Source organism: Kitasatospora sp. NBC_00039, from assembly GCF_045160625.1.
Classification (GTDB): Bacteria; Actinomycetota; Actinomycetes; order Streptomycetales; family Streptomycetaceae; genus Kitasatospora.
Window position 1 is genome coordinate 8,015,513 of record NZ_CP108289.1, and the last position, 26,395, is coordinate 8,041,907.

The 26,395-nt window shown below is 74.5% G+C and carries 21 protein-coding genes; 15 read left to right on the top strand and 6 right to left on the bottom strand.

The window, feature by feature from the left end; genetic code table 11:
* The first annotated feature begins 48 nt into the window (after nt 1-48).
* The 4 genes from OG286_RS35500 to OG286_RS35515 all read left to right on the top strand — a co-directional run bounded on the left by OG286_RS35500 (nt 49) and on the right by OG286_RS35515 (nt 6,941).
* Nucleotides 49-1,956, top strand: a complete 1,908-nt coding sequence (locus OG286_RS35500) for a hypothetical protein (protein ID WP_405358761.1) — start codon at nt 49-51, stop codon at nt 1,954-1,956.
* Nucleotides 1,957-2,073: 117 nt separating this feature from the next.
* Nucleotides 2,074-2,766 (top strand): hypothetical protein, encoded by a 693-nt coding sequence (locus tag OG286_RS35505; RefSeq protein WP_405366015.1) that lies wholly within the window; start codon nt 2,074-2,076, stop codon nt 2,764-2,766.
* A gap of 2 nt (nt 2,767-2,768) precedes the next feature.
* Nucleotides 2,769-6,263 (top strand): hypothetical protein, encoded by a 3,495-nt coding sequence (locus tag OG286_RS35510; RefSeq protein ID WP_405366016.1) that lies wholly within the window; start codon nt 2,769-2,771, stop codon nt 6,261-6,263.
* 345 nt (nt 6,264-6,608) lie between these two features.
* Nucleotides 6,609-6,941, top strand: coding sequence for an antibiotic biosynthesis monooxygenase family protein (locus OG286_RS35515; RefSeq protein ID WP_396325704.1), 333 nt, complete (start codon nt 6,609-6,611; stop codon nt 6,939-6,941).
* A gap of 69 nt (nt 6,942-7,010) precedes the next feature.
* Here the strand turns inward: OG286_RS35515 and OG286_RS35520 are convergent, their stop codons facing one another.
* Complete coding sequence (locus tag OG286_RS35520; protein ID WP_396325705.1) at nt 7,011-7,748, bottom strand: SDR family NAD(P)-dependent oxidoreductase; 738 nt, start codon at nt 7,746-7,748, stop codon at nt 7,011-7,013.
* 292 nt (nt 7,749-8,040) lie between these two features.
* Here OG286_RS35520 and OG286_RS35525 point away from each other — a divergent pair, with 292 nt between their 5' ends.
* Nucleotides 8,041-9,231: a nucleotide disphospho-sugar-binding domain-containing protein gene (locus tag OG286_RS35525; RefSeq protein ID WP_396325706.1), complete on the top strand. Its 1,191-nt coding sequence runs from the start codon at nt 8,041-8,043 to the stop codon at nt 9,229-9,231.
* Between the two features lie 172 nt (nt 9,232-9,403).
* The gene (locus OG286_RS35530) at nt 9,404-10,261 is read left to right on the top strand and encodes an LLM class flavin-dependent oxidoreductase (protein WP_396325707.1); all 858 of its coding nucleotides are present in this window, start codon (nt 9,404-9,406) and stop codon (nt 10,259-10,261) included.
* A 129-nt stretch (nt 10,262-10,390) separates the two neighbouring features.
* Here the strand turns inward: OG286_RS35530 and OG286_RS35535 are convergent, their stop codons facing one another.
* Entirely contained in the window at nt 10,391-12,001 is a 1,611-nt protein-coding gene (locus OG286_RS35535) for an FAD-dependent monooxygenase (RefSeq protein WP_396325708.1), read from the bottom strand.
* A gap of 221 nt (nt 12,002-12,222) precedes the next feature.
* On the opposite strand from OG286_RS35535, the gene OG286_RS35540 reads away from it, so the two are divergent.
* Nucleotides 12,223-13,242 carry a methyltransferase gene (locus OG286_RS35540; protein ID WP_396325709.1) on the top strand — a complete coding sequence of 340 codons (1,020 nt, stop codon included), beginning with the start codon at nt 12,223-12,225 and terminating at the stop codon, nt 13,240-13,242.
* A 111-nt stretch (nt 13,243-13,353) separates the two neighbouring features.
* On the opposite strand, the gene OG286_RS35545 is transcribed toward OG286_RS35540, so the two are convergent.
* From OG286_RS35545 to OG286_RS35555, 3 genes are all read right to left on the bottom strand, one after another.
* Complete coding sequence (locus tag OG286_RS35545; protein WP_396325710.1) at nt 13,354-14,364, bottom strand: methyltransferase; 1,011 nt, start codon at nt 14,362-14,364, stop codon at nt 13,354-13,356.
* A 114-nt stretch (nt 14,365-14,478) separates the two neighbouring features.
* On the bottom strand, nt 14,479-15,981 hold the full coding sequence (locus OG286_RS35550) for an MFS transporter (RefSeq protein WP_405358759.1): 1,503 nt from the start codon (nt 15,979-15,981) through the stop codon (nt 14,479-14,481).
* 205 nt (nt 15,982-16,186) lie between these two features.
* Entirely contained in the window at nt 16,187-17,215 is a 1,029-nt protein-coding gene (locus OG286_RS35555; RefSeq protein ID WP_405358758.1) for a methyltransferase, read from the bottom strand.
* A 197-nt stretch (nt 17,216-17,412) separates the two neighbouring features.
* On the opposite strand from OG286_RS35555, the gene OG286_RS35560 reads away from it, so the two are divergent.
* The 8 genes from OG286_RS35560 (at nt 17,413) to OG286_RS35595 (ending at nt 25,625) form a co-directional block, all read left to right on the top strand.
* On the top strand, nt 17,413-18,606 hold the full coding sequence (locus OG286_RS35560; RefSeq protein ID WP_396325713.1) for a cytochrome P450: 1,194 nt from the start codon (nt 17,413-17,415) through the stop codon (nt 18,604-18,606).
* 5 nt (nt 18,607-18,611) lie between these two features.
* A complete protein-coding gene (locus OG286_RS35565; RefSeq protein ID WP_396325714.1) occupies nt 18,612-18,863 on the top strand; it encodes a ferredoxin in 252 nt (83 codons plus the stop codon).
* Nucleotides 18,860-20,209, top strand: coding sequence for an FAD-dependent oxidoreductase (locus OG286_RS35570; protein ID WP_396325715.1), 1,350 nt, complete (start codon nt 18,860-18,862; stop codon nt 20,207-20,209). Before OG286_RS35565 ends, OG286_RS35570 begins: the two co-directional genes overlap by 4 nt.
* 31 nt (nt 20,210-20,240) lie before the next feature.
* Entirely contained in the window at nt 20,241-21,098 is an 858-nt protein-coding gene (locus OG286_RS35575; RefSeq protein ID WP_396325716.1) for an LLM class flavin-dependent oxidoreductase, read from the top strand.
* Nucleotides 21,095-22,309 (top strand): FAD-dependent monooxygenase, encoded by a 1,215-nt coding sequence (locus tag OG286_RS35580; protein WP_396325717.1) that lies wholly within the window; start codon nt 21,095-21,097, stop codon nt 22,307-22,309. The genes OG286_RS35575 and OG286_RS35580 overlap by 4 nt, the downstream gene beginning before the upstream one ends.
* Nucleotides 22,306-23,157: an NAD(P)H-binding protein gene (locus OG286_RS35585; RefSeq protein WP_405358757.1), complete on the top strand. Its 852-nt coding sequence runs from the start codon at nt 22,306-22,308 to the stop codon at nt 23,155-23,157. The genes OG286_RS35580 and OG286_RS35585 overlap by 4 nt, the downstream gene beginning before the upstream one ends.
* 129 nt (nt 23,158-23,286) lie before the next feature.
* On the top strand, nt 23,287-24,027 hold the full coding sequence (locus OG286_RS35590) for a TenA family protein (protein ID WP_396325719.1): 741 nt from the start codon (nt 23,287-23,289) through the stop codon (nt 24,025-24,027).
* A gap of 5 nt (nt 24,028-24,032) precedes the next feature.
* Entirely contained in the window at nt 24,033-25,625 is a 1,593-nt protein-coding gene (locus OG286_RS35595) for an FAD-dependent monooxygenase (RefSeq protein WP_396325720.1), read from the top strand.
* Between the two features lie 68 nt (nt 25,626-25,693).
* Here the strand turns inward: OG286_RS35595 and OG286_RS35600 are convergent, their stop codons facing one another.
* Nucleotides 25,694-26,386, bottom strand: coding sequence for a class I SAM-dependent methyltransferase (locus OG286_RS35600; RefSeq protein ID WP_405358756.1), 693 nt, complete (start codon nt 26,384-26,386; stop codon nt 25,694-25,696).
* Between the last annotated feature and the right edge of the window lie 9 nt (nt 26,387-26,395).

Consider the following 26,395-nt stretch of genomic DNA (forward strand, 5'->3'; position numbering starts at 1 on the left):
CTGGACCACCACGACCGGACGTCCCGTTCGCCCAGAAAGTGATCGATCATGATCGAGCTGCCCGCCGACCTGGCCGAGGTGCTCAAGACCGTCCAGAGCAGCCCCAATGGGTCGGGCATCGCCTTCCCGAACACCGATGAGGGCCAACTCGCCGAACTCGCCGCGGCCTGGGAGGCGTGGAACACCGCGGCCGACCCCCGGGTGCGGGCCATCGTGGCGAGCGCGCAGCAGGCGATGGCCCACATGTCCGGGGCAGCCGCCGACAACTTCCGGCAGTACCTGGAGAAGTACGCCGGCCGTGACGACGCCCACGCCGTCACCACCCTGGAGGCCGGGCTGACGATGGCCCAGTGCCTGCGCGGCGCGTCGGACACCGTCACCCAGGCGAAGACGGCAATGGTGCAGCAGCTCAGGGCCGCCAAGGAGTACCTGGACACCGGCCTGCCCGGCGCGCTGCCCGAGGTCGCCGCCCGGTCCGAGGGCGTACGCAAGACCGCCGACCTGTGCCGGCAGCACACCGGGCAGGTCGGTGCGGACGTCGATTCGATGCTCCGTCAGAGCGCCGGCCAGATCGAGCGCACGACGGATGCCGGCAAGGTCTGCCTGCTCGGTGGGGTGGGCACCGCCTACTCGACGACCGCCGCCAGTGGGGTGGACGGCCCGGCCGACGCCGCCGCGGGCGGGGCCTCGGCTGTTGCGGCCCGGCCGGTGCTCGCCGGGCTGGGCGGGCCCGGCACGCTGCGGTCCGAGTTCGCCTCGGCGCAGGTGCCGGGAGCCACTGTCTGCCGGCCGGGGGCAGGTGCCATGCCTGGGCTGAACCTGGCGGGCCTCTCCGGTACCGCTACCGGCGAAGGGACGGGTGCGGGGGTGCCGGGGGCGTCCGGCGGTGGTGCCGGTGATGTGTCCGGTGCCGGGGTGCCGGCCTCGGGCTCACCGGGAGCCGACGCCCGGGCGGGTGGCGGGGCGCACGGCGGCGGAGGAGCCGGCGGCGGCGGGCCCCGGGCGGGTGCGCACTCGTTCAGAGGCGCCGGGGCGTTCGGCGGCGCGTCCGGCGCCTCCGGCGCGTCCGCGATCGCCGGGGCCGCCGGGGCCGCCGGCGCGGCGGCCCGGGCCGGGATGGTGGGGCAGACGGTCGGTGCCCGCTCGACCTGGCAGACCGTGGCCCCGGGGGCCGGACAGGGGGCGGGTGCGAAGGCCGCGCCCGGTGCGGGCGCGGCCGGCCGTACCGGCACGGGCGGCGCGCCGGGGGGCGGGCGTGGGCCGGCCGGCATGGGCGGCGCGCACGGCAAGGGCAAGCGCGGCGCCGGTCGCGGCTCGGCCCGCTTCAGAGGGTTCGGCCAGGCGATACCCGAGGACGAGGACGAGATCCTCACCGACTCGGGCATACAGGGCCTGGCGGCGCGGGCGCCCGTGGGCGACCGGGAGGCCGAGCGGGCCCGCCGGCGCTGGCTGGACGAGGTCCGCGCCGACGCGGCCGACCGGCGGCACCCGACGGCGGATGCCGCGCCGGCCGCGGTACAGGAGGAGCGCCCGGCTGCGGCGACGGGTGACCTGCTCACCCAGCTGACCAGTGCGGTCCTCGGCCCCCAAGCGGTGGTGGGCGGTCCGGGAGGCGGTTCGGGGGCTTCGGCAGGCAGTCCGGGCGGGGGCAGTGGCGAGCGGTCGGCGGAGGCCGCCCACCTGGACCAGGTCCAGGCCGCAGCCGGCCGGGGTAGGGGCGAGCTCGAACCGGGCGCGGGTGCGGCCGGCTCGGCCAAGGCGTCCGACGGCGCGGCGGCGGCCGGCAAGCGGGCCCCGATCCGGGAGGAGGGCGGCTACCGGGTGCCGAGCCCGACCCTGCGGGCGGCGCTGGCGAAGCTGGCGGCCTCGGGCGAGCTCGACAAGCCGCTGCCGCCCGGATCCCCGGCGCCCGGGTCGGCGCCGGCCGCGGCGGCGGGGGACGCGCCCCGGCCGTGATCGGCCGTACGAACAACAGGTAACGGGTGATGTCGGCCGTCGGCCGCCACCCGAGCAGTTCCGGCCCGCCGGTCGTTCGACCGGTCTACGGCTCACGTCGGTAGGGGAAGTCGAGTCATGGAAGATCAATTCCGCACGAAGGTGTACGCGCCCGGCCAGTTGGGGGCGCCGGTCCAGCCGCGGGGGCCGGAGACGGCGACGGAGGTCACCGGTTTGCCCGGGAGCGGGACGGCCACGGAGGTGGTCGGCGGGCCGGCGATGGGAACGGCCACCCTCGCGGCCGGCTCCGCGGATTCGGCCGCGTCCGGGGCTGCCGGCGGTGCGGCGGCCGCGACTGCGAAGGCCGATGCCGGGACAGGCTTCGAGGTCACCCCGGAACAGTACCGGGCGGCAGTCTCCCCGATGCTTGCCGCCTTGGACCGGGTCTCCGCGGCGTACCTCGCCCTTGACAGCTTCCTGACCAGTATGAACGCCACCTCTCCTTGGGGTAACGACCATGCGGGGCATGAATTCGCGGAGGGAGAGAAAGGCTACCTCGCGTACAGCTCCGGCACGCTCAAGGGCCTCAAGGGCCTGCCGGCCGCGCTGCGCCGGGTCGCGCACGGGCTGAAGGTCATGGCGGAGAACTACGAGACCACCGAGCGGCAGGTCGTGAACGCCCTCGACGGTCGCAAGCAGGTCCTGGACACGTACCGTCCCGTGGACGCGCTCCCGGCAGCGGCCGCGCTGCCGCAGGCACCAGTACCGGTGGCGCCGACCCTTCCCGCCCCCCATATCGGCCCGATGGTGCACACCGGCGGGAGGCACTAACCATGGCAACCGAGCTTCCCGAACCCCTCCAGTGGGTCCTGCTGCTGCTGGCCGGCACGCGTTGGCCCGAGGCAGACGAGGACAACCTGCGCAGCATGGCCGAGCACTGGCGCACCATGGCCCAGACGCTCACGGAGGTCGAGGAGTCGACCGACGCCGCCGTCGAGCGCGCGCTGACCGGTCAGGTCGGCGTGGCGGCCACCGGACTGTCCAGGCACTGGAACCAGTTCACCGTCGGCAAGGGCGAGGCCGAGCCCGGTGTCTTCCCAGGCCTGGCCAAGGGCTGCGAGGGCATGGGCGACATGCTGGAGTCGATGGCCAACTCCGCCGAGACGGCGAAGATCCAGATCATCGCCCAGCTGGGCATTCTCGCGGTCGAGATCGCCACGGCCGAGGTGGAGGCGCCGTTTACCGCGGGCCTGTCGCTGGCCGAGATCCCGGTCTTTGTCGGCATCAGCCGCACGGTCGTCCAGCAGATCCTGAAGAAGCTGGCCATGGAGGCGATGAAGTTCGCCGCCAAGCAGGCCGTCCAGATGGCGGCCATCAACCTGCTCGCGCAGAGCATTCAGGTCATGGAGGGACACCGTAAGGGACTCGACATGAAGGAGCTGGGTGACAACGCGGTGGGCGGCGCGGTGGCGGGCGCCTCCGGCCACGTGCTGGGCAAGGGCGTCGGCGCGGCCGGCTCGAAGCTGGGCCTGGGCAGGGCGATGGGGACACTCCCAGGCAAGATGGTGACCGCCGGCGCGGTCGGCGTCGGAGCGGATGTCGTCACCCAGGTCGCGACCACCGGGAAGGTGGACAGCCACAGCCTGCTCGGCTCCGGACTGAGCGGAGCCGGCGCCGCCGGTCTGCACGCCGCAGGCGCCGCGGTCAACGAGCACTTCAAGGCGCCGACGGTGGAGGTCCCCGCCGGGGCGCACGCCCCGGAGCAGTCGCCGTCGGCGGCGTCCGCCAACGCGGCCGGGCCGGAGGGCAGTACGGGCGCCGACGGCGGGCGTGGCATGCCCGCTGCCTCCGGGCACGCTGCCGGGCCACAGGCTCCCTCGCCGGTCGCGGACGGTGCACCGGCGGGCGGTACGCACGAGGGCGACGTGCCCGCGGGCGGCCGGCACCCCGCAGCCGGCACGGAGGCCGGCCCCGACGGTCCGGGTGGTACACACGGACCCGCGACGGAGCCGGCCGGCGGCGCCGCGCACCCGGCACAGCACGTGGTCGACGACGGCGCGCAGTCCCCGACCGCCTCGTCCCACCCGGGGGCTCCGCTGCCGGAGCAGGGCAATACGGGCGGTGGCCCGCCGGCGGCGTCCTCGAGTCACGGCGGTGAGGGCGGCATACCCGTGCACGGCCCGGCGGCCGTGGCGGAGGGGTTGCCTCCCGCCCACGCCGAGGTCTCGTCTGCGCACGCCGCGGCCACTCAAACGCCGGTGACGGACGCGGCAGCTCCAGCCTCGGCCGGATCGCACACGCCGCTGTCCGAAGGGACGCCCGCTCAGCACGCCGGCCCCGCCTCCGCGCACGACCCGGTGCCGGCTGTGGCCGTCCCCCACGAGGGCGCTGCGGCGCCCGTGGTGAGCCACTTCTCCTCGCTGCCGACGCTCCATGAGGCTGCTGCGGTCAGCGCGCCGGCGCACGAGACCCCCGTCCCCGTGGGCGTCGGCCACCATGGCGCCGATGTACCCGAGCTGCATGTGCCGGTGTCGGAGGCTGTGCCGCCGCACACCGTGAGGGAGGCCGTTCCGTTGATGCGGCACGCGGCCGATGTACCCGAGCTGCATGTGCCGGTGTCGGAGGCTGTGCCGCCGCACACCGTGAGGGAGGCCGTTCCGTTGATGCGGCACGCGGCCGATGTACCCGAGCTGCATGTGCCGGTGTCGGAGGTCACTGCCCTCGCTTCAGCGGAGGCGCCCGTCCGCCCGGGCGGGTCCGGGCCCGATGAGGTCCGGCTCGCGGCTGGCCCGGCCGAGGGGCCGCCGTTTGGTGCGGGCCGGCCGGTGAGCGGCATGCCGGACATCCAGGGGGTGCCGGCCTTGCACAGCAGTGCCACCGCGTCCCACCCAGGTACGTCGGCCTCGGTGACGGCACATCCCACCGTGCAGTCGGGCCATCCGAGTGCACATGTCCCGCAGCCCGTACAGGAGTTCAGGACCGGCCCGGTCCGTCCCGCTGCGCCGCGGCCATCGCTGCCGGGCGGCGTCGATTCGTCCCCCGCCCGGGTGGAGGGCCGGTCGCCCGCCGAGGGCACCCCCGGTCTGCGGCAAGGTGGCCAGTCGCGGCCGGTCCGCCCCCTGCACGAGCACCCGGCCGGGCCTGCGCTGGTCTACCCGTTCCAGAAGTCCGCGCTGCACAAGGCCTTCGACAAGGCGGGGAGGCTGTTCAAACAGTCTGCTCCCAACCCGGTCGTCAGCGACCTGGCGGAGCTCCTGCCGCACAAGAGCGCTGACGGCAAGTACGTCAACGCGACCGTCAACGGCGGTGCGCCCATCGAGGGTGCGCGGCTGAACACGCGCACCAAGACCTTCAAGACCGATCTCGATCCGAAGACCCTCAGCGATCTCTCGGGGGACGTCAGGGGGACGCTCCTCAGGGGGACGGACAAGGAACTCCAGCGGTTGCCCTCCTACGACTACGGCTTCTCGGGACACGAGAGGGTCGAGTTCCTGGCACGTCAGGACTACCGGACCGCCGACTACTGGAAGGCGCAGGACGTCCGCCGTGATCGGCTCGACGCCTTGGCGGCAGCAAATGCGGAGCGGGCACCGGCCGGGCTGTCCCCGCGCGCGCTGGGTGGGGTGGACGCCATGTTGCACGACGGCCCGGACCTCAGCACCGGTGCCGGCCGGGTCCTCGCGGAGCACGACGGCTTCGTGCTGGGCGAGAACCACGTCAACTCACCGAGCTGGGCGTTCCTCAAGAATCACCTGCCGGCTCTCAAGGAGCACGGCGTCGACACGCTGTACCTGGAGGCTCTGCGCGGGGACAGCTTCCAGAAGCACACGGACGCCTACCTGCGTTCGCCGGAGGGCGCCGGGATGCCGCCGGAACTCGACCTGATGGTCAAGCGCTACGACCAGCAGCACAAGTCGCCGGAGGGCAACGGGCTCCAGGACGTGATGGCCGCGGCCAAGGCCGAGGGGGTCAGGGTCCAGTTCGTTGACGGGCTTCCGGCCGGCCGCAGCAATGGCCCCTGGTCGCTGTACGACCGGGCCGCGCGGTTCAACACGCTCGCCGCCGACTTCATCGACGGGGACACCGGCCGGGCGGGGAAGTACGTCCTGCTGGCAGGGGCGGCCCACGTCCACCCGCACGACGCGCCGGCCGGGGAGGCTCCCGCGACGCCGTACCACTCCGAGCGCCCGGCGCCCGGCCTGTCGCAGCTGTTGGGCGTACCCGGCCTGGAGCTGGCCGACCGCCCGGGCGTCGAGCCCCTGGAGCCGAACGGTCAGCCCAGGCCGCTGGCGGACCTGCGGCTGGTGCGCCTTCCCCAGGCCGGGTGACGTCCGGCCACCACCCCTGACCGCCCGGTCGCGCGCGTCCCCACGCCGCGCGCGGCCGGGCTCCCGACCCCCGGCCGCGTACCCCCCGGCGCGCGGCCGGGCTTTGACCGTCCGGTCGCGCGCACTCCTCCCCGCGCGCGCGACCGGACACCCTCGGCTGCCGGACGAGGCGGGGGCCGGTGATCGGCGCGACGAAGGCGTGAGCACGTCGATACCCGCGCACACCAGGCCCGCGATCTGCAACCCCACGATGCACACCGCCCATTGACCGGGATTCGAGCGCGCCCGGCCACACTGGCCCGGTCCGGGCCGCCCGGCCCGGCGACCGGAAGAGAGGCGGCGGGGATGGTGCAGCACGACGGACCGGTCCGGGTGATCCTGCGGATGGACATCGTTCCGGGCAGGGAGCGCGAGTTCGAACGGGTCTGGCTGGAGATCGGCACGCTCATCGCGGCCCACCCGGCCAACCGGGGGCAGGTGCTGGTACGGGACGCCGAGGGGGGCGGCGGCGAGGTCTACCACGTGTTCACCGACTGGGCCGACGAGGCGAGCTTCCGTGAGTTCGAGCTCAGCGAGGCGCACGTGGAGCACCGGCGCCGGCTCGGGCCGCTGCGGGCCGGCGGCGGGATGACGGTCACCCGGATCGTCCACGACCTGCGGGCCGCGGCCGTGGACTGACCGGTTGCCGCCGGCGGCGGAGCACGCGGGCGGCCCCGGACGCGAGGTCCGGGGCCGCCCGCCCCGGTCTCAGACGCCGCCGTCGACGTTCAGGGTCACGCCGCTGATGTAGGCGGAGGTGTCACCGGCCAGGAACAGCACCGCGCCCGCGACGTCCGAGGGCCGGCAGATCCGGCCCAGCGCCGTCATCCCGACGATCCGCTCCACCGCCTCGGGCGGCAGCCCGGCCCCCGGCTCGGTCTCGGTGAGGCCGGGCGCCACCGTGTTGACCCGGATCCCGCGCGGGCCCAGCTCCTTGGAGAGCGCCCGGGTGAAGCCGATCAGGGCCGCCTTCGCCGTGGTGTAGTGGACGCCGCGGACCCGGCCGCGCAGGGCGACGGACGAGCCGACGTTGACGATCGAGCCGCCGTCGCGCAGCAGCGGCAGGGCGGCCTGGGTCACGAGGTACGCCGAGGTCACGTTCTGGTCGATCACCCGGTACCACTCGTCCTCGGCCAGGTCGGTGAACCAGACCTGGCCGTCCGAGCCCACGTTGTTGACCAGCACGTCCAGGCCGCCGAGCGTCGCCCGCACGTGTTCGGCCAGCTCGGTGACGCCGGCCCTGGTGGTGACGTCGGCCTGGACCAGCAGGTGGTTCCCCTCGGTCTCCTTCAGATCCTCGGCGAGCGCGTCGGCCTCGGCGCCGCTGCCCCGGCTGCACGCCGCGACCGTCGCCCCGGCCCGGGCGAAGGCGAGCACGGTCTCCCGTCCGATTCCCTTGGTGCCGCCCGTGACGAGCACCCGCTTGCCGTGCAGTCCCTGGTCCATCGCTGCCTCTCCTTCTCCGCCGCCGGACATCGGCCGGGTCACCCTCCCGTGCCCGGCTCGCGGCCCCCTCGACGCCCCCTCGACGCCCGCTCGGAGGGGGCGGCGCGGCGGGCGCCGGGCGGTCGCGGTACGGGGGAGCGGCCGGGCCCGCCACCGGCGGAGGGGCGCGCGGGGTGCGGCCGAGGGCTGCTCGGCGCCGGTTCGAGTGGGGCGCGATCGGGGCGTGAGGAGCGTCGGGGACGTTTCGGGGCGGCAGATGGACTGTCGTTCCCGAGGAGGGTGGGGCGGATCGATGCGGGTACTGTTCACAACCTGGGCGTGGCCCTCGCACCTGTACGGGCTGGTGCCGCTGGCCTGGGCCTGCCGGGCGGCCGGCCACGAGGTGCTGATCGCCAGTCAGCCGGAGCTGTACGAGGAGATCGTCCGGACCGGTCTGCCGGCCGCCCGGGTGGGGCACGACGTGGACGCGGCCGGGCTCGTCCGCGGCTATCTCCTGCCCTCCGAGGCGGTGCCCGCGCCGGTGGCTCCGGCGGTACCGGCCGGGCGCGGGCCGCGGGCGATGCAGATGTTCCACGCCCACGCCGACTCGATGGTGGACGGGCTCACCGCGCTGGCCCGGGACTGGCGGGCGGACCTGGTCGTGTTCGAGCCGACCGCGCTGGCCGGCCCGATCGCCGCGGCGGCGGCCGGGGTGCCCGCCGTCCGGCTGCTCTACGGCACGGACCTGCTGCTGCGGGCCCGGGGCGTGCTGCCCGGGGTGCTGGCGCCGCTGGCCGAGCGAAACGGCGTGGCCGGGCCGGTCGACCCGTTCGGGGCCGTCACGGTGGACCCGTGCCCGGACGAGTTCCAGGTGCCGGTGGACTACCGGCGGCTCCCGATGCGGTACCTGCCGTTCAACGGCCCGGGTACCGGCACCCCGCTGCCCGGCCCGGCCGCCGGCCGTCGGCGGGTGGTGGTGACCTGGGGCCACACCATGGCGAAGCTCTCGCCGGCACACTTCCTCGCCCCGCAGGCCGCCCTGGCCGCGCACGAGGCGGGCGGCGACGGCGGCACCGAGGTCGTGCTCGCCGTCTCGGCCGCCCAGCTGCCGCTGCTCGGCGAGCTGCCGGGCGACGTCACGGTCACCGTGGACACCCCGCTCTGCCGGTTGCTCGACGACGCCGCGCTGGTGGTGTCGCACGGCGGCGCGGGCACGGTGCTGACCGCCCTGGCGGCCGGGGTGCCGCTGCTGCTGGTGCCGCAGCTCCCGGACCACGCGGGCCATTCGGCGCGGGTGCTGGCCACCGGCTGCGGCGAGGTGCTCAGCCGTGACGAGGCCGGGCCGGAGCGGCTGCGGGACGAGGTGCGCCGGCTGCTGGACTCCGCCCCCGAGCGGGCGGCGGCCGGCCGGCTGGCCGAACGCAACGGGGAGCGGCCGGCCCCGGCGGAGCTGGTCGCGGCGCTGGAGGAACTCGCCGACCGCCGCGTGGCGGCGGTCCGCTGATCGTCCGCCGGCACCACAGCGGTGCCGCGGCGGCGGAGTCACCGAGGCGGACGCACCGACGCGGCGTCGGCGACGCGGAACCAGCGACACCGACACACCGACACCGAACCACCGGCGCCGAACCACCGGCACCGAACCACCGACACCGACGACGAAGACGAAGGAGAGAGCCTTGGAGATCGGAGTGGGGCTGCCCACCACCGTGCCCGACAGTTTCGGCCCCGCGGTGCCCCGGTGGGCGCGGCGGGCCGAGGAGTGCGGCTTCGCCAGCCTCGGGGTGCTCGACCGGCTGGTGTACGACAACTTCGAGCCGCTGGTCTCGCTCGCGGCCGCGGCGGCGGTGACCGAGCGGATCAGGCTGGTGACCACCATCCTGATCGCCGGCTACCGCAGCGACACCGCGCTGCTCGCCAAGCAGGCCGCCACCATCGACGCCATCTCGGAGGGCCGCCTCGTCCTCGGCGTCGCGGCGGGCGGGCGCGAGGACGACTTCGCGGCCACCGGCACCGGGTTCCACGACCGGGGCGCCCGGCTGGACGCCCAGCTCGCCGAGCTGCGCGAGATCTGGGCGGGCCGCGGCCGGGTGCCCGGGATCGGGCCCGCGCCGGTGCGCCCGGAGGGCGTGCCGCTGCTGGTCGGCGGGCACTCGGAGTGGGCGATGCGGCGTTCGGCCCGGTTCGGCACCGGCTGGATCGCCGGCGGCAACTCGGTGACGGCGTACGCGGAGCTGGTCCGCCGGGCCCGGCAGGTCTGGGCCGACGAGGGCCGCGCCGAGCGCCCCCGGATGGTGGCGATCCTCTACGCCCACCTGGGCCCGGACGCCGCGCGCGTGGCGGGCTCGTACCTGCGCTCCTACTACTCGTTCGTCGGCCCGAAGGCGGAGCGGACGGCCTCCGGGGTGCTGGTCGAGCCGCAGAGCATCCGGGAGGCCGTCGAGGCCTACCGGGAGGCCGGCTGCGACGAGCTGATCCTGCTGCCCTGCACGGCGGATCTCAAGCAGGTCGGCCTGCTGGCGGACGCCGCGCTCTGACGCGCCACTGGAAGCTTCTGGCGCGCCGCCGAAAGTCCTGACGCACCACCGGAAGCTTCTGACGCACCACCGGAAGGGCGGCCCGCTCCTCTCGACGAGGAGCGGGCCGCCCTTCCGGCACGGGTGATGTCAGTCCGTCAGCCCCGCCGCCCGGCGCAGGGCGCCGGTGAGCGCCGCGGCGCCGTCGGCGCCGGCCGGGCCGCCGGTGCGCCAGGCCACGAAGGCGTCCGGCCGCACCAGCACCGCACCGCCCGCGCCGATCCCGTACGCCTCGGCGAAGTCGCGGTCCTTGGGCCGCAGTTCGCTCTCCGGGCCGACCCGGTGCACCCGCAGGGGCACGCCCAGCTCACCGGCGGCGCGGTGGGCGGCCTCCGCCCACGCGTCGCCGCTCGCGTCGGTGAGCAGCACGTACGCGTCCCAGAACAGGTCGACGGTGGAGATGATCTCGCCGTCCCGCTCCAGCCACACGTGCGGGGCCCGGGTGCCGGGTTCGCCGGTGAGCTGCAGCCGGGGGGTGAGCACCGGCCCCGCGCCCTCACCGGTGATCGAGGTCGAGGTGTACCGGTACCCGAGGGTGATGATGATGTCGTCCACCATCTCGGCCCGGTCCTGGTCGGTGGCGTAGCCGTGCCGGATCCGGTTGCGGACCATCGCCTGGGCGGCCATCGCCGAGCCGACCGCGCGACGCTCGGCGTCGTAGGTGTCGAGCAGCGCGTCGCCCGCCCAGCCCTTGACCGAAGCGGCCAGCTTCCACGCCAGGTTGTGGGCGTCGTGGATGCCGGTGTTGGCGCCGAAGCCGCCGGCCGGCGGGTGGAGGTGGGCGGCGTCGCCGGCCAGGAAGACCCGGCCGGTGCGGAACCGCTCGGCGACCAGCTGGGCGCCCTGCCACGGCACCTTGTCGACGATCTCGACCGCGAGGTCGGCCTTCCCGGCCGCCGTCCGGACGATCTCCACACAGCGCTCGTCGGTGAAGTCCTCGGGCTTCTCGCCGAGTTCGGGGTGGTAGATCGGGGCCGCGAGGTACGGGTCGCAGCCGTGCAGCCGGGACAGGCCCATCAGGGTGTCGTTGACACTGGCGTAGCAGAGGATGAACTTGCGGCCCTTGAGCAGGGTCTCCAGCTCCGGAGCCTTGAAGTAGATGCTCAGCGCGTTGAAGACGGTGCCGCGGCCCTCCCGCTCGACCCCGAGCAGCCGGCGCACGCTGCTGTTGGCCCCGTCCGCGCCGACCAGGTACCGGGCGCGGATGGTGAAGCGCTCGCCGGTGGCGTTGGACTCGGCGACGGCGGTGACACCCTCCTCGTCCTGGCTGAACTCGATCAGCCGGGTGCCGAAGCGGACGTCCGCGCCGAACTCGCGGGCCTTGGCGACCAGCACCTTCTCGTAGCGGTCCTGCCCGCAGCCCATCACCCGCTCCGGGCTGACGGTCGGCCCGTCCAGCGAGGGTGCCTCGAGCACCACGGCGTCGTCGATCTCGGCGAAGGTCCTGGTCTGGATGATTCCGCCCTCGAAGTACGGGTGGGAGTCGCCCATCTCCAGGGCCCGGATGTCGGCGCTGATGCCGGCCGCCCGGAACAGTTCCAGCGTGCGGGCCTGGAGACCCGGGGCACGCGGCAGCAGCGACGTGCCGTCGCGCTTCTCCAGCACCATCGTGCGGATCCCGTGGCGACCGCTGAAAAGAGCGGTGGAGAGGCCGACCGGCCCCGCTCCCACGATCAGCACAGGGATGTTCACGTCATACATGCGTGTCCCCTCATGAACGGATGGACAGTGACGGGGGTCGGTCCGCGGCACTGCGTCAGGGGTACCGACGCCGCCTCGAGGATTCCTGGCATCCCGGTCGGACCGGGATGCGTCCGCCGTCCTCCAGGGACGTTCGAGGGGTGCTCCATCTCCGCCTGACAGCGTCACAGCGCGACAGGTTGGCCGCCTGGCTGGCAGGCGTCCAGGAAGGAGTCTCACCGATGACGACCAAGGCCCCGGACGTCGGCACCGCCGCCGGGATTCTTCGCCTCGGCAACGCGTTCTGCGATGCCAAGGCTCTGCTGACCGCTGTGGAACTGGACCTGTTCACACAGCTGCACAACGCGCCCGGCGGCACCGCCTCCGCCGACCAGGTCAGGGAGCTGCTCGGGCTGCACGGCCGCGGGCTGCGCGACTTCCTCGACCTGCTGGTGGCCCTGCGGATCCTGGAGCGCCCGGACGGCCGCTACCGCAACGCGCCCGGCACCACCCGGCACCTGGTGCGCGGCGGCGAGGAGTACGTCGGGGGCTTCCTGCTGCGCTCCAGCCGCAACCTCTACCCGGCCTGGGGCCGGCTGGAGGAGGCGCTGCGCACCGGGCAGCAGCAGTCCGGCAGCCACTACGACGAGGTGACCCAGAACCCGGAGATCCTGCGCCAGTTCATCGGCAGCATGGACGCCTTCACCAACGTGCTCGGCGCCCAGCTGATCGAGGCGTACGACTGGTCCGGCCACGCCTCGGTGGTGGACGTGGGCGGCGCCCGGGGCAACCTCGCCTCGCAGATCGTCCGCGCCCGGCCGCACCTGTCGGGGAAGGTCTTCGACCTGCCGGAGATGGAGCCGTTCGCGAAGGAGCTGATCGCCGGCCTCGGCCTCACCGACCGGCTGGAGTTCCACGGCGGCAGCTTCTTCACCGACCCGCTGCCCCCGGCGGACGTGGTGATCCTCGGCCACGTCCTGCACGACTGGGACCCGGAGCAGCGCAGCCTGCTGGTGCACAAGGCGTTCGACGCGGTGAACCCGGGCGGGACCCTGCTGGTCTACGACCGGATGCTGGACGACGAGCCGGAGCACGCGGAGAACCTGGTGATCAGCCTGGACATGCTGCTGGTCACCGACGGCGGCTCGGAGTACCCGGCGGCCGAGATCGTGGAGTACGCGGGCCGGGCGGGATTCGCCCGCACCGAGGTCACCCCGCTCGGTGACTACGACACCCTGGTCGCCTGCCACAAGGCGTCCTGACGGGTGGTACGACGGCGCCCCCGGTCCGCTGCGGCGGACCGGGGGCGCGTCGGCGTCGCGGCGCCGGTGTGGGTCCTGCCGGCCGGGGCGGCCCCGGCCGGCAGGACCGTCCTACGGCCTGCGGCAGACCAGGAGCGTGTCGAAGTCGGCCAGCGGCCGGTGGGTGAGCCCGGTGAAGCCGGCCGCCTCGGCCTGCTCCCGGAGTTCGGCGACGGTGTACTCGGCGCCGCCGTCGGTGACCAGCAGCATGTTGAGGCTGGCGACGAGGTTCTCGGTGTCGTCCGCCCGCTCACCGAGCATCCGGTCGTAGACCAGCAGGGTCCCGCCCGGGTTCACCGCGTCGAACGCCTTGTGCACCAGCAGGCTGCGCTGCTCCGGGTCCCAGTCGTGCAGGACGTGGCCGAGGATCACCACGTCCGCCGGGGGCAGCGGGTCGCTGAAGAAGTCGCCGGCGTGGAAGGCGGACCGGCCGGTGAGCCCGAGTTCGGCCTGGTAGGCGTGGAAGAACGGTTCCAGCTGCGGCAGGTCGAACACGTGGCCCGTCAGGGCGGGCCGGGCGGCGAGGAGCTGCCCGAGCAGGTGGCCCCGGCAGCCTCCGACGTCCAGCACCGAGCCGAACGCGGTGCCGTCCAGGGCGTCGAGCAGCCGGACCCCGAGCCCCTGGGTGAGGCCGTCCATCATCCGGGCGAAGTGGCCGGTGGCGACCGGGTCCTCGAGCATGCCGAGGTAGTCGGTGTACCCCTGCGGCCGCCCGGTGCGCAGGGCCTCGGCGAGCTGCCCGTACACCGGGTAGAGGTTGAGGTCGGAGCCGCGCAGGAAGCCGGTGACGGAGCCGGGGCGGCCGGCCACCAGGTGGCGGTCGGCGCCCTCGGCGTTGCGGTAGCGGCGGTCGGCGTCGCGGTGCAGCAGGCCGAGCGCGGTGAGCAGGTCGAGCAGGTCGGCGAGGCCCCGGCCGTGCAGCCCGAGCCGGTCGCGCAGCTCCTCGGTGCTCGCGGGGCCTTCGTCCAGCAGGGTGAAGAGGTCGAGGCGGACGGCGGTCAGCAGCGCCTTGGCGTCGCAGAACCGGTTGCCGAGGCGCAGGATGCCGCCCGCCGTTCTGACGTCCCATGCGGTTGTTGTCATGGCCAGGTCTCCTTTGTCGTCCGGGACGGGTCTGAGCACGGGAATCTCGCAGGACCGGATGGAGGACGGCTCGACCCGGCCTCGGCAGGGCGGCACCCCGCCCCGCGGGCGCGCCTACGGCGCCCCCGGGGCTCCGGCCGGCTCAGGTAGGCCGTCGGGCAGCGCGTCGGCCCCGCGGGGGCCGTCCGGTGCCGACGGCAGCAGCAGGGTCAGCGCCAGGGCCACCGCGAGGATGCCGGTCTCGTACCAGAGCACCCGGGAGAGCGCCCACGCGGACCGCGCCGCTCCGGCGCCCGCCGGGTCCGGGCCGCCGAGCAGCCCGAAGAACAGCACCCCGAGCACCGCGACCCCGGCCGCGGCGCCCAGCTGGTTGACGGTGTTGAGGATGCCGGAGGCGGAGCCGGCGTCCTCGGGCGGGACGTCCGACAGCACCAGGCCGATCATCGGCGAGGCCACCAGTCCCATCCCGAGCCCGGTCAGGGCCAGCCACGGCGCCAGCACCGGCGTGGAGACGGTGGCGCCGTAGTGGCCGACCGTCAGCAGCAGCGCCACGGTGCCGGCGATCATCACCACGATGCCGCCGCTCAGCACCGAGCGGCCCAGCCGCTTCACCGCCAGCGGGGAGAACGAGGAGGTGGCCATCGCCCCGATCGAGTACGGCACCAGCGCCAGACCTGCGCCGGCCGCGGAGAACCCCAGACCGCTCTGCAGGTAGAAGGTGAACGGGAAGAAGAACCCGGCGACCCCGGCGAAGAAGAAGAGCAGCAGCACCAGCCCCACCGTGAACTGCCGGCCGGCGAACAGCGCCGGCTGGACGAGGGCGAAGCCGTCCCGGCGCTGCTTGGCCCGCTCGTACCGGGCGAAGAGCACGAACAGCGGAACGGAGCCGGCCATCGCGGCGAACGTCCAGCCGGGCCAGCCGAGTTCACGGCCTTCCACCAGCGGGTAGAGCACAGCCAGCAGCGCCGCCGTCACCAGCAGCACACCCGGCACGTCCAGCCGGCGGGCGTCCGGGGCCCTGGACTCCCGGGTGTTGCGGGCGACGCCGAGCAGGGCCACCAGCCCGACCGGCACGTTGATCAGGAAGATCGGTCGCCAGGACAGGCCGAAGAGGTCCGCGTTGATCAGCAGCCCGCCGAGCACCGGCCCGAGCACCGTCGCGAGCCCCGAGAGCGCGCCGAACAGGCCGAAGACCCGGGCCCGTTCGCGCTCCGGGAAGGCCACCTGAAAGGTCGACAGGCCCTGCGTCACCACCAGTGAGCCGCCCACGCCCTGCACCGCCCGCGAGGCGATCAGCATGGTCGGGTCCGCCGCCAGGCCGCAGGCCACCGAGGCGGCCACGAACACCACGATGCCGGTCAGCAGGACCCGCTTGCGGCCCAGCAGGTCCCCGATCCGCCCGGCCGTCACCAGGCAGAGCGCGAAGCTCAGGGTGTACGCCTCCACCACCCACTGCAGCTCGGCGCCGTCCGCGTGCAGACGGTCCCGCAGGCCGGGCAGCGCCACCACCACGATGGAGGTGTCGATCAGGTCCAGCGCCATCGCGGCCAGTACGAAGACCGCCGCGCGCCAGCGCCTCGGGTCGAGGCCCTCGGCGTCCTCGGAAGCAGTCGTCATGTGGTCCCTCCGCCGGCGCCGCTGGCCGGGCCCACGGGTGTCGGCGCCGGAGGGGCCGTGGGCCGGATTCCGGGGGCTCCCGCAACCGGGGCGATGCTGGCAGGACCGGCTAGGGCGGCGGTCGAGCAGCCCGGCCGCCGCCCGGCACGGCCGCGCCCCGCCCGGTGAGGGGCGGGGCGCGGCGTGGGGCGGCGCCGGGAGGCCGTCAGGACGCGGCGGGCGCGGCCTCCAGCGCGTGGTACTGGTACGGGCAGGGCAGCGGGGTGGCGGCGGTCAGCTCCAGCCCGGCGGCCTCGAACAGGGCCCGGTACTCGGCCAGGGTGCGCTCCCGGCCGGTGGTCATCACCAGCATCTCGATGTCGGAGATGGCCGCGCCCAGCGCGTCGGCCGGGTCCTCGTCCGCGCCGCCCTCGGAGAGGACCGAGGAGAACACCACGACCCGGCCGCCCTCCGGCAGCACCTCGCGGATGTTGCCCAGGATCCGCACCGACTCCTCGTCGTTCCAGTCGTGCAGGATGTTCTTCAGCAGGTAGACGTCGCCGCCCGCGGGGACGGACTCGAAGAACGAGCCGACGGTGATCCCGCAGCGGCTCTGCAGGCCGGCCTCGGCGAGCACCCCGGCGGTCTCCACCACGCCGTTCGCGGTGTCGAACACGGTGCCGCGCAGACCGGTGTTGGCACCCAGCACGGCGGCCAGCAGGGTCCCGCGCCCGCCGCCGACGTCCACCGCGTGCTCGAACCGGGAGAAGTCGAAGTGGTCGACGATCGCCGGGGACTGCACGTCGCTGCCGCCGGTCATCGCGGCGTGGAAGGTGGCGGCCAGCTTCGGATCGGTCTTGAAGTGGTCGAACAGCGGCGCGCCGTTGGCGATGTCGAAGGCCGACCGGCCGGTGCGCACCGACTCCTCCAGCACCTCCCAGGCCCGCCACACCGGCGGCGCGGCGTGCATGTCGGAGAGGGGGCCGAAGTGCGCGGCCACCGCGGTGGCCCGGTAGCCGTCGCCGTCCAGGGCGAGGAGCCCGGCCTTGACGGCGGCGTGCAGCAACCGGCGCAGGCTGCGCGGGTGGGCGCCGGTGACCTCGATCAGCTCCTCGGCCGTACGGGGCCGCTCGGCGACCGCGGCCAGGATGCCGAGACTCGACACCGCGGCGCCGATCTGGTGCAGGGCGAACCCGAAGGCCAGCGGCAGGTACTCCGCCGCGGTCGCCGGCTGGGTGGGGATCTGGCTGGTCATAGCGCTCCCTTGGATTCCGTTCGGAGATACCGGCCGGAATCTGGCAGCGCCCGATGGAGGACCGCTCGACCGCCGCTGGGCCGCCGTCGGAGCACCCCCGGTCACCTCGCCGCTTGACCGGCGTTCGAGCCTCCCCCCAGGGCCTGTCAGCACGCTGGCCCGGTCCGAACAGTCTTGCAGGAGAGGGCGGTTCAGCCATGACCGAGTCGTGCCCCGTCGGGTATCCCCTTGCGTGGGCCCCGGCACCGGAGATCCCGGCGTCGTGGACGACCTTGCGCGAGCGGCCGCTGCTGGAGATCGAGCTGCCCAGCGGCGAGCCCGCCCTGCTGGTCACCCGCTACAAGGACGTCCGACGGCTCTTCGCGGACGTGCGGCTCAGCCGCAACACATTCGGCCGGGCCTCCCGGGTCTCCGCCAGCAACGACCTGTTCGGCGACCCCAACATCGACAACGACCCGCCCCGCTACCTCACCGAACGCGCCGTGGTGATGCGCGCGTTCAGCGCCCGGCGGCTGGAGGCCCTGCGTCCGGTGGTGAAGCAGATCGTCGCCGAGCTGCTGGACGGCATGGAGGCCGGGCCGCGGCCGGCCGAGCTGATGGAGGCGTTCGCCTACCCGCTGCCGATCCTCGTCATCTGCCACATGCTCGGCGTCCCCCCGCAGGACCGCGCGAAGTTCCGCCGCCTGATCGACGGCTTCCTCTCCGTCTCCCGGCTGCCGGAGGACCAGGTCGACGAGTGCCGCCGGCAGTACTGGGACTACCTCTCCGAGCTGATCGAGGCCAAGCGCAGCGCCCCCGGGGACGACCTGATCAGCGAGCTGATCGAGATCAGCCGCGAGGACCCGGAGAAGCTCACCGACTACCAGCTCCAGCACTGGGTCAAGACCCTGCTCATCGCCGGCTACGTCACCACCGCCTCCCAGCTGGGCACGGGGATGGCCGTCCTGCTGCACCGGCCCGAGGTCACCGCCGACCTCAAGGCCGACCTGTCGCTGGTGCCCTCCGCCGTCGAGGAGCTGCTCCGCTACCAGATGATGGGCACCTCGCTCGGCACCCTGCGCTACGCCGAGGAGGACATCGAACTGCTCGACGGCACGGTCATCCCCAAGGACTCCACCGTGCTGCTCTCGCAGGAGGCCAACATGGACGCCGAGGAGTTCGAGGACCCGCTCACCCTCGACATCCGCCGCACGGACAACCACCACCTGACGTTCGGCGCCGGCATCCACTTCTGCGCCGGCGCCGCGCTCGCCCGGATGGAGCTCCAGGAGGCCACCGAGGCGCTGCTGCGCCGCTTCCCCGGACTGCGGCTCGCGGTACCCGGCGAGGACCTGAAGCGCCCCGAGGGCGGCTTCCTCGCCGGGTACACCGAGATCCCGGTCAGCTGGTGACGGGGATGGGCGCGCTGAGGGTCACCGCCGACCGGGAGAGCTGCGTCACCAGCAGCCTCTGCGTCTACCGGCTCCCCGAGGTGTTCGACCAGGACGCCGAGGGCCGTGTCGTGGTCCTGGACGGGACGCCACCGGACGGGCTGCGCCGGGAGCTGCTGCGCGCACGGCGGGGCTGCCCGACCCGCTCGATCCGGGTCGAGGGCCCCGGCGTGGACGACGAGGACGGAACGGGCACCGGGGGCGGTGGGGCGAGGTGACCGCGGCACCGTTCAAGGTCCTGGTCATCGGTGCCGGAACCGGCGGCATGGCACTGGCCCACGGCCTGCGCCGGGCGGGCTTCGAGGTCGCCGTCCACGAACGCGACCGCACCCGCTCGGCCGGCCTGCACGGCTACCGGGTCGGCATCGGCCCGGACGGCAGCACCGCACTGAAGCGGCTGCTGGCCCCCGAGCTGTACGAGACCTTCAAGGCCACCTGCGCCCGTCCGCCGCGCCACTTCGTGATGCTCACCGAGAAGCTGCGCACCAGCATCGACCTGCCGGTGCGTCCCGCCGTCGACGAGGAGAGCGGCGAGCGCTCGGTCAGCAGGATGACGCTGCGCCAGGTGCTCTTCACCGGCATGGAGGACGTGGTCACCTTCGACCACGCCTTCACCCGCTACGAGCAGCGCCCGGACGGCCGGATCACCGCCCGCTTCGAGTGCGGCGACGAGGACACCGGGGACCTCCTGGTCGCCGCCGACGGCGCGGGCTCCCGGGTGCGCCGGCAGTTCCTGCCGCACGCCCGGGTGGAGGACGCCGGGATCATCTCGATCGCCGCCAAGGTGCCCGCCACCCCGGAGACGCTGGCCCTGCTCCCGGAGCCGGTCCGCCAGGGCATCGGCCTGGTCCTCGCCCCCAAGGGCCACACCTGCATCCTGCACACCATGGAGTTCCCCTGGGACCGCGAGGGCCGGCCCAAGGACGGGATCGGCGGCAACGACGCCGAACTCGTCGCCCAGTGGCCGGGGCTGCTCTTCGACAACACCCGGGACTACCTCAACTGGGGCTTCTGGGCCGCGACGGACAAGTTCCCCGCCGACGTGCTCACGCTCGACGGCAAGGAGCTGATCGGCCTCGTCCTGAAGATGACCCGCGGCTGGCACCCGGACCTGCGAGAACTCTTCCGTCGCGCCGACCCGAGCACCTGCTTCCCCATCAACATCCGCACCTCGGTGCCGGTCCCGCAGTGGCCCACCGGCAACGTCACCCTGCTCGGCGACGCCATCCACACCATGACGCCCGGCCAGGGCGTCGGCGCCAACACCGCGCTGCGCGACGCCGCCCTGCTCACCCGTGAGCTCACCGCCTTCCGCGAGGGCCGGCTCACCCTGCACGACGCCGTCCGCGGCTACGAGACCAGGATGATCCGGTACGGCTTCGACGCCGTACTGGCCTCCAAGCGGCAGACCGGCGGGGACCAGCCGATCCACCGCCCTTACCTCGGCCGCCTGGTGCTCGCCGGGCTTCGCGCCCAACTCGCCCTCACCGCCAGGGTGCCGGCCCGCAGACAGCGGATGGCCGACGCCATGCACGCCTACCGCAGCGCGGACCGGGACGACTGACCCGCCCGCCCACAGCCAGAGGAGAACAACAGTGGACATCGGGGTTTGCCTGCCGACCGGCGTGCCCGGCGCCGCCGGAAGCCAACTGGTCGAGTACGCGCGCCGCGCCGACAGCCTCGGCTTCTCCAGCCTGACCGTCACCGACCGCGTGGTGTACGACAGCTACGACCCGCTGGTGGCACTCTCCGCCGCCGCCGCGGTCACCACCCGGATCAAGCTGGTCACCGCCATCCTGCTGCCCGCCTACCGGCCCAGCTCCGTCGAACTCGCCAAGCAGCTCGCCAGCCTGGACCGGATCTCCGAAGGCCGCCTGGTGCTCGGCGTCTCGGCCGGCATGCGCGAGGACGACTACGCCGCCACCGGCACCGACTTCACCACCCGCGGCCGCCGGCTGGACACCATGCTCGACGAGCTCCGCGAGATCTGGGCGGGCAAGGGCCCCACCCCCGGCGTCGGACCCCGCCCGGTCAACGGCGACATCCCGCTCTGGGGCGGCGGCCACTCGCCGGCCGGCCTTCGCCGCGCCGCCCGCCACGCCATCGGCTGGATCTCGCCCGGCGGCCCGCCGCAGCGCTTCGCCGACCAGGTGACCGGCTTCCGCGCGCTCTGGGACGAGGAGGGCCGCACCGGCACGCCCCGGATGGGCGCCAACTGCTACGTGGCGCTCGGGCCCGGCGGCAAGGAGCACGCCCGCGAGCACATGCTCGGCTACTACGCCTACATGGGCAAGCTCGCCGAGCACCTCGCGGCCGGTGCGATCACCGAGGCCGAGACCCTGCGCGCCGTCGTCGACGGCTACACCGCCGCCGGCTGCGACGAACTGTTCCTGCTCCCCGTCACCGCGGACCCGGGGCAGCTCGACCTGCTCGCCGAGGCGGTCCTGCGGTGACGTCCGCCCGGACCGGCCGCACCGCGGTCGTGGTCGGCGGCGGCATCGGCGGCCTCGCCGCCGCCGTCGGCCTCCACCGGGCCGGATGGCACGTCACCGTCCTGGAACGCGCCCCCGAGCCGCGTGAGTCGGGCGCGGGGCTCTCCCTGCTCAGCAACGCCCAGCGAGCCCTGACCGCACTCGGCGCCGGGGACGTCCTGCGCACGGCGGCCACCATGGCGCCCGGCGGCGAGGGCCTGCGGCTCGCCTCCGGGCGCCGCCTCCAGCCGCCCGCCGACCCGGACTTCCTGCGGGAGCACGGCCTCTCGCTGGCCGTGCTGACCAGGCCCGAGCTGCACGGCGCACTGCGCGCGGCCCTCCCGGACGGCGCGCTGCACACCGGCGCGGAGGTCACCGGCGTGGTCGGCCTCGGGGACGGCGCCGCCGCCGTCTACCGCACCCCGCACGGCGAACGGACCGCCGCCGGCGACGTGGTGATCGCCGCCGACGGGGCGTTCAGCCGGATCCGCGCCGAGCTCTGGCCGCAGGTGCCGCCGCCCGTCTACAGCGGGCACAGCGTCTGGCGCGGCATCGCGGAGGGCGTGGACGGCGGCGGCGAGCCGGGCGGCAGCACCTGGGGGCGCGGCCTGGAGTTCGGCCGGATGCCGCTCGGCCCGGACCGCGTCTACTGGTTCGCCGTCGCCAACACCCCGGAGGGAGCCCGCTACCCGGACAACCACGCGGAGGTGGCCCGGCGCTTCGGCTCCTGGCACCGGCCGATCCCGCGGCTCATCAGGGCCACCCCGCCCGGCCGGGTGCTCCACCACGACGTCTTCGAACTCGCCCGGCCGCTGCCCGGCTATGTCCGCGGCCGGGTCGCCCTGCTCGGCGACGCGGCCCACGCGATGACCTCCGACCTCGGCCAGGGCGCCTGCCAGGCGCTGGAGGACGCGGCCGTGCTCAGCGCGCTGCTCGCCGGCGCCGACGATCCCGGTGCGGCGCTGGCGGAGTACGACGCGCAGCGCCGCCCGCGGTCCCAGTCGATCGCCGAATCCTCCCGCCGGATGGGCGAGTTCAAACTCACCGAGAGCCGCTGGCGGCTGTTCCGGCGCAACGCGGGCCTGCGCCGCGCCGAGCCCCGGGAGAGCCAGCGGGGCCTGGCCGCGGTCGGCGGGTGGCACCCGCCGGCGGTCCCGGGGCGGACGCCCGTGGCGGGAGGCGAACCGCGATGATCCTGGTCACCGGTGCGACCGGCACGGTTGGCCGGCTGGTGACGGCCGGCCTGGCCGCCGCCGGGCGGCCCGTCCGGGCCTTCACCCGCGACGCCGCCCGGGCGGGCCTGGGCCCCGGCGTGGAGGTGGCCGAGGGGGACCTGGACCGGCCGGAGTCGGTGCGGGCGGCGCTCGACGGCGTCGACGCCCTCTTCGTCCTGACGGCCGGGCCGGACGCCCCGCGCCACGAGGCCCTGCTCGCCGCCGAACTGCGCCGCCGCCCGGTCCGCCGGGTGGTCAAGCTCTCCTCGGTGGCGGCGGACCGCCCGGCGGCGGGCTCCTACGGGCTCGCCCACGCCACGGCCGAACGGGACTTCGCCCGGACGGGCGCCGAGTGGACGGCGCTGCGCGCGGCCGGCTTCATGTCCAACGTCCTGCAGTGGCGGGGCTCGGTCCTGGCCGAACGGGCGGTCCACCAGACGTACGGCGGTGTCCCGCGGGCGGTCGTCGACCCGGCGGACGTCGCGGCGGCGGCGGTGGTCTGCCTGACCACCGCCGGCCACGGCGGCCGGGTCTACCGGCTCACCGGGCCGCAGGCCCTGACCGCGCCGCAGCAGGCGGAGCGGCTCTCCGCGCTGCTCGGGCACCCGCTGCGGTACGTCGAGGCGCCCCGGCGGGCCGCCTTCGAGGCGATGACCGGCGGCGGCCTGCCGCCCGCCTTCGCGGACGGGCTGCTGGACGCGCTGGCCGATCCGGACCCCGCCCGGGGCGGCACGCCGCTGCCCACCGTCCAGGACCTCACCGGCCGGCCGCCGGGCACCTTCGACGCCTGGCTGGCACGCCACCGGGCGGCGTTCACGGCCCGTTGACCGCACCGCCCGGGTGTCCCGCGGTCCGCCGGCCCGGGTGGCGGGTCCCGCCGGGGCCGGGGCTCCCGGCGCGGCTCGAGGACCGCTCAAGCGGCGCTCTAGCGCCATGGTCGAGTTTCGAGGTTGACGATGACTGGTACGAATCCGCTGACGGCTGGCGAGAGCGGTACGACGGGGGCGGTGCCGGTGGCGTTGCGGGAGCAACTGTGGCTCTGCGCCGAGCCCCTGGTCACGCAGGTGGTGGAGCATCCGTTCTGGGCCGGGCTGCGGGAGGGGAGCCTCCCGCCGGCCGTCCTGTGGCACTTCGCCGAGCAGGACTTCCACTGGGCCGTGCCCGCGTACGCGCGGGCGCTGGCGCGGACGGCGGCCCTGGCGGAGCCGGCCGGAGCGGGTGAGCTGCTCGCCGGGGCCGCCGCCGCGACCTTCGGGTCGCTCACCCGGATGGACCGCGAACTGACCGCGCTCGCCGAGCGGTTCGGGGGCTTCGGGCCGGTGCGCGGCATCGGACCGGCGACGCTGGCGCAGACGTCGTTCCTGACCTCCGTCTCGACGGCCTCGTACGCCGCCGGCCTCGGCGGTCTGCTGCCGATGATCTGGTTCCACCAGAAGGTGTGCCTCGATCTGCGGGCGCGGGCGGTGCCCGGGGCCCGCTACGCCGAGTGGATCGACCAGTACTGCCCGGAGGACGGTTTCCACGGCTACGTGGAGGCCTACCTGGGGGTGATCGACGACTTCGGCCGCCGGGCGTCCGGCGCCGAGGTGTCCGTCCTCGTGGACAGCTTCCTGCACGGCGCGCGCTACGAGCTGGCCTTCTGCGAGGCGGCCTGGCAGTTGCAGAGCTGGGCCGAAATCCCATCGGAAAGGAAATGACGAACGTGAGCTCTTACGACGACACCGTGCCCGTACTGATCGTCGGCGGCGGGTACGCGGGTCTGGCGACCTCGCTGTTCCTGTCGCACCACGGCGTGCGCTCCCTCCTGGTCGACCGGCACGCTGGCGTCGCCGTCCAGGGCCGTGCGCGCGGCATCAACCCGCGCACCATGGAGATCTACCGTCCGCTCGGCATCGAGCCGCTGATCAAGGAGGCCGGCCGGCCGTTCGACGCCGACTCCGGCGTGGTGCGCTGCGCGAACCTGAGTTCCGAGTGGAACTGGATCATGCAGCAGGACTCGCCGCGGGCGCTGCCCGAGTTCACCGCGGGCGAGTTCGGCATGGCCGACCAGAGCACCGTGGAGCCGGTGCTGGCCGGCGCCGCCCGGGAGAAGGGCGCCGAGATCCGGCACTACACCCAGTGCGTGGAGATCGAGCAGGACGACGAGGGCGTCACCGCGGTGGTCGAGGACCGGGCGACCGGCGACCGGCGCACGGTGCGGGCCCAGTACCTGGTCGCCTGCGACGGTTACCGGGGCACCATCCGGGAGCAGGTGGGCATCGCCCGCTCCGGCCGCGGAGCGATCCGCTCCTACGTCTCCTTCGTGATCAAGGCCGACCTGTCGGACCTGATGACGAAGACCGCGCTGTTCTGGATCATCGGCGGGGCGGGCGCGTCGGGCGGCTTCGTGACGCACGCGGTGCCCGGCCAGTGGGGCGTGGCGCTCACCTACGACCCGGCGGTGGAGTCCCCGGAGGACTACACCGTCGAGCGGTGCGCCGAGGCCGCGAAGGCGCTGATCGGCCGGGACCAGCCGGTCGAGGTGCTGGACAAGGCCGCCTGGGAGGAGGCGGTGGCGGTCGCCGACGCCTACCGGGCGGGCCGGGTCTTCCTGGTCGGCGACGCCGCGCACGTGTGGCCGCCGGCCGGCGCGCTGGGCGCCAACTCGGCCGTCCAGGACGCGCACAACCTGGCCTGGAAGCTCGCCGCGGTGGTCAAGGGCCAGGCCGGTGACGCGCTGCTCGACAGCTACGAGGCCGAGCGGCGCGCGGTGGCGGTCGAACTGGCGGACCTCACGGTGCGCAGCCAGGAGTCCCGCTTCGGGCCCACCCCGCAGGAGGACCCGTTGGAGCCGACGCTGTGCATCCTGGCGCAGCTGTACAGCTCCTCGGCGACGCTGGGGGCCGAGCACACCGGCGTGATCGGCGAGCAGGTGGAGCAGCGGGCGCGGCCCGGCTCCCGGGCACCGCACCTGTGGCTGGACCACGAGGGCCGCCGGATCGGCGTGCACGACCTCTTCCACGACGCGTTCACGCTGGTCACCGGCCCGGCCGGGAACGAGTGGACGCGGGCGGCGGCGGAGGCGGCGGCGCACACGTCCGTCCCGGTGCGGGCCTACCGGGTCGGTCCCGCCTCGGCCGGTGCCGACCTGGTCGACGTCGAGGCCAACTGGGCCGCCCGCTACCGGCTCGGGCACGGCGGCGCGGTGCTGGTCCGCCCCGACGGGTACGTGGCGTGGCGCAGCGAGGAGCTGCCGGCCGATCCGGCGGCCGCGCTGGCCGGTGCGCTGCGCGAGGTGCTGTCAGCCAAGGCCTGATCCGGCCCGGCGGACGCCGAAGGCGCCGGTCCCCTTCCCGGGGGCCGGCGCCTTCGGCGTGGGCGCCGTCAGCCGGCGATGCCCTTGAAGACCGCGACCGCGCCCCGGATCCGCACCGTGTAGTCCGGGAAGTACTTGGCGAGCTGGCGCTCCAGGCCCTGCGGGTCGTCGCCCTGGTTCTGGAAGTTGCCGCGTCGGTGCTGTTCCAGCAGCAGCTTGTGGGTGAAGCGGTTCATCGGCACCCCCTCGGCGAGCACGGTGGTGCCGAAGAGCACCCCGCCGGGCCGCAGCGTCTCGGCGACGTGCCCGAGGATGACGCCCTTGGCGTCCCAGCCGCCGGGGATGGTGTGGAAGACCAGGTTCATCGCCGCCGAGTCGAAGTGCCCCTTGGGCAGCGGCAGCCGGTTCATCAGGTTGGCCTGGCAGGTCCGCGGCCGGTAGCGGGCCAGCCGCTGGGCCGACATGGTCAGGCACTCCTCGCTCAGGTCGAGCAGGGTGATCTCCGGGTCGGGGACGGGGAACTCGCAGCGGTCCACGAAGTAGCCGGTGCCGGGGCCGATGTCCAGGTGCCGCCGGCCGGCCTCGGTGTCGTACAGCCGGCGCATCACGTGCGCCGGGCAGCGCCAGACCGCCGAGCAGAACAGACCGAGCACCCACTTGTCGTAGATGGCCAGCTTGCCCTTGGTGTACACCTCCTGGGCGTGCGCGATCCGCGGGTCCAGGCGTTCGTCGGCGATCGGGCCGCCGGCGGGGTCGGTCATGTCGGTCTC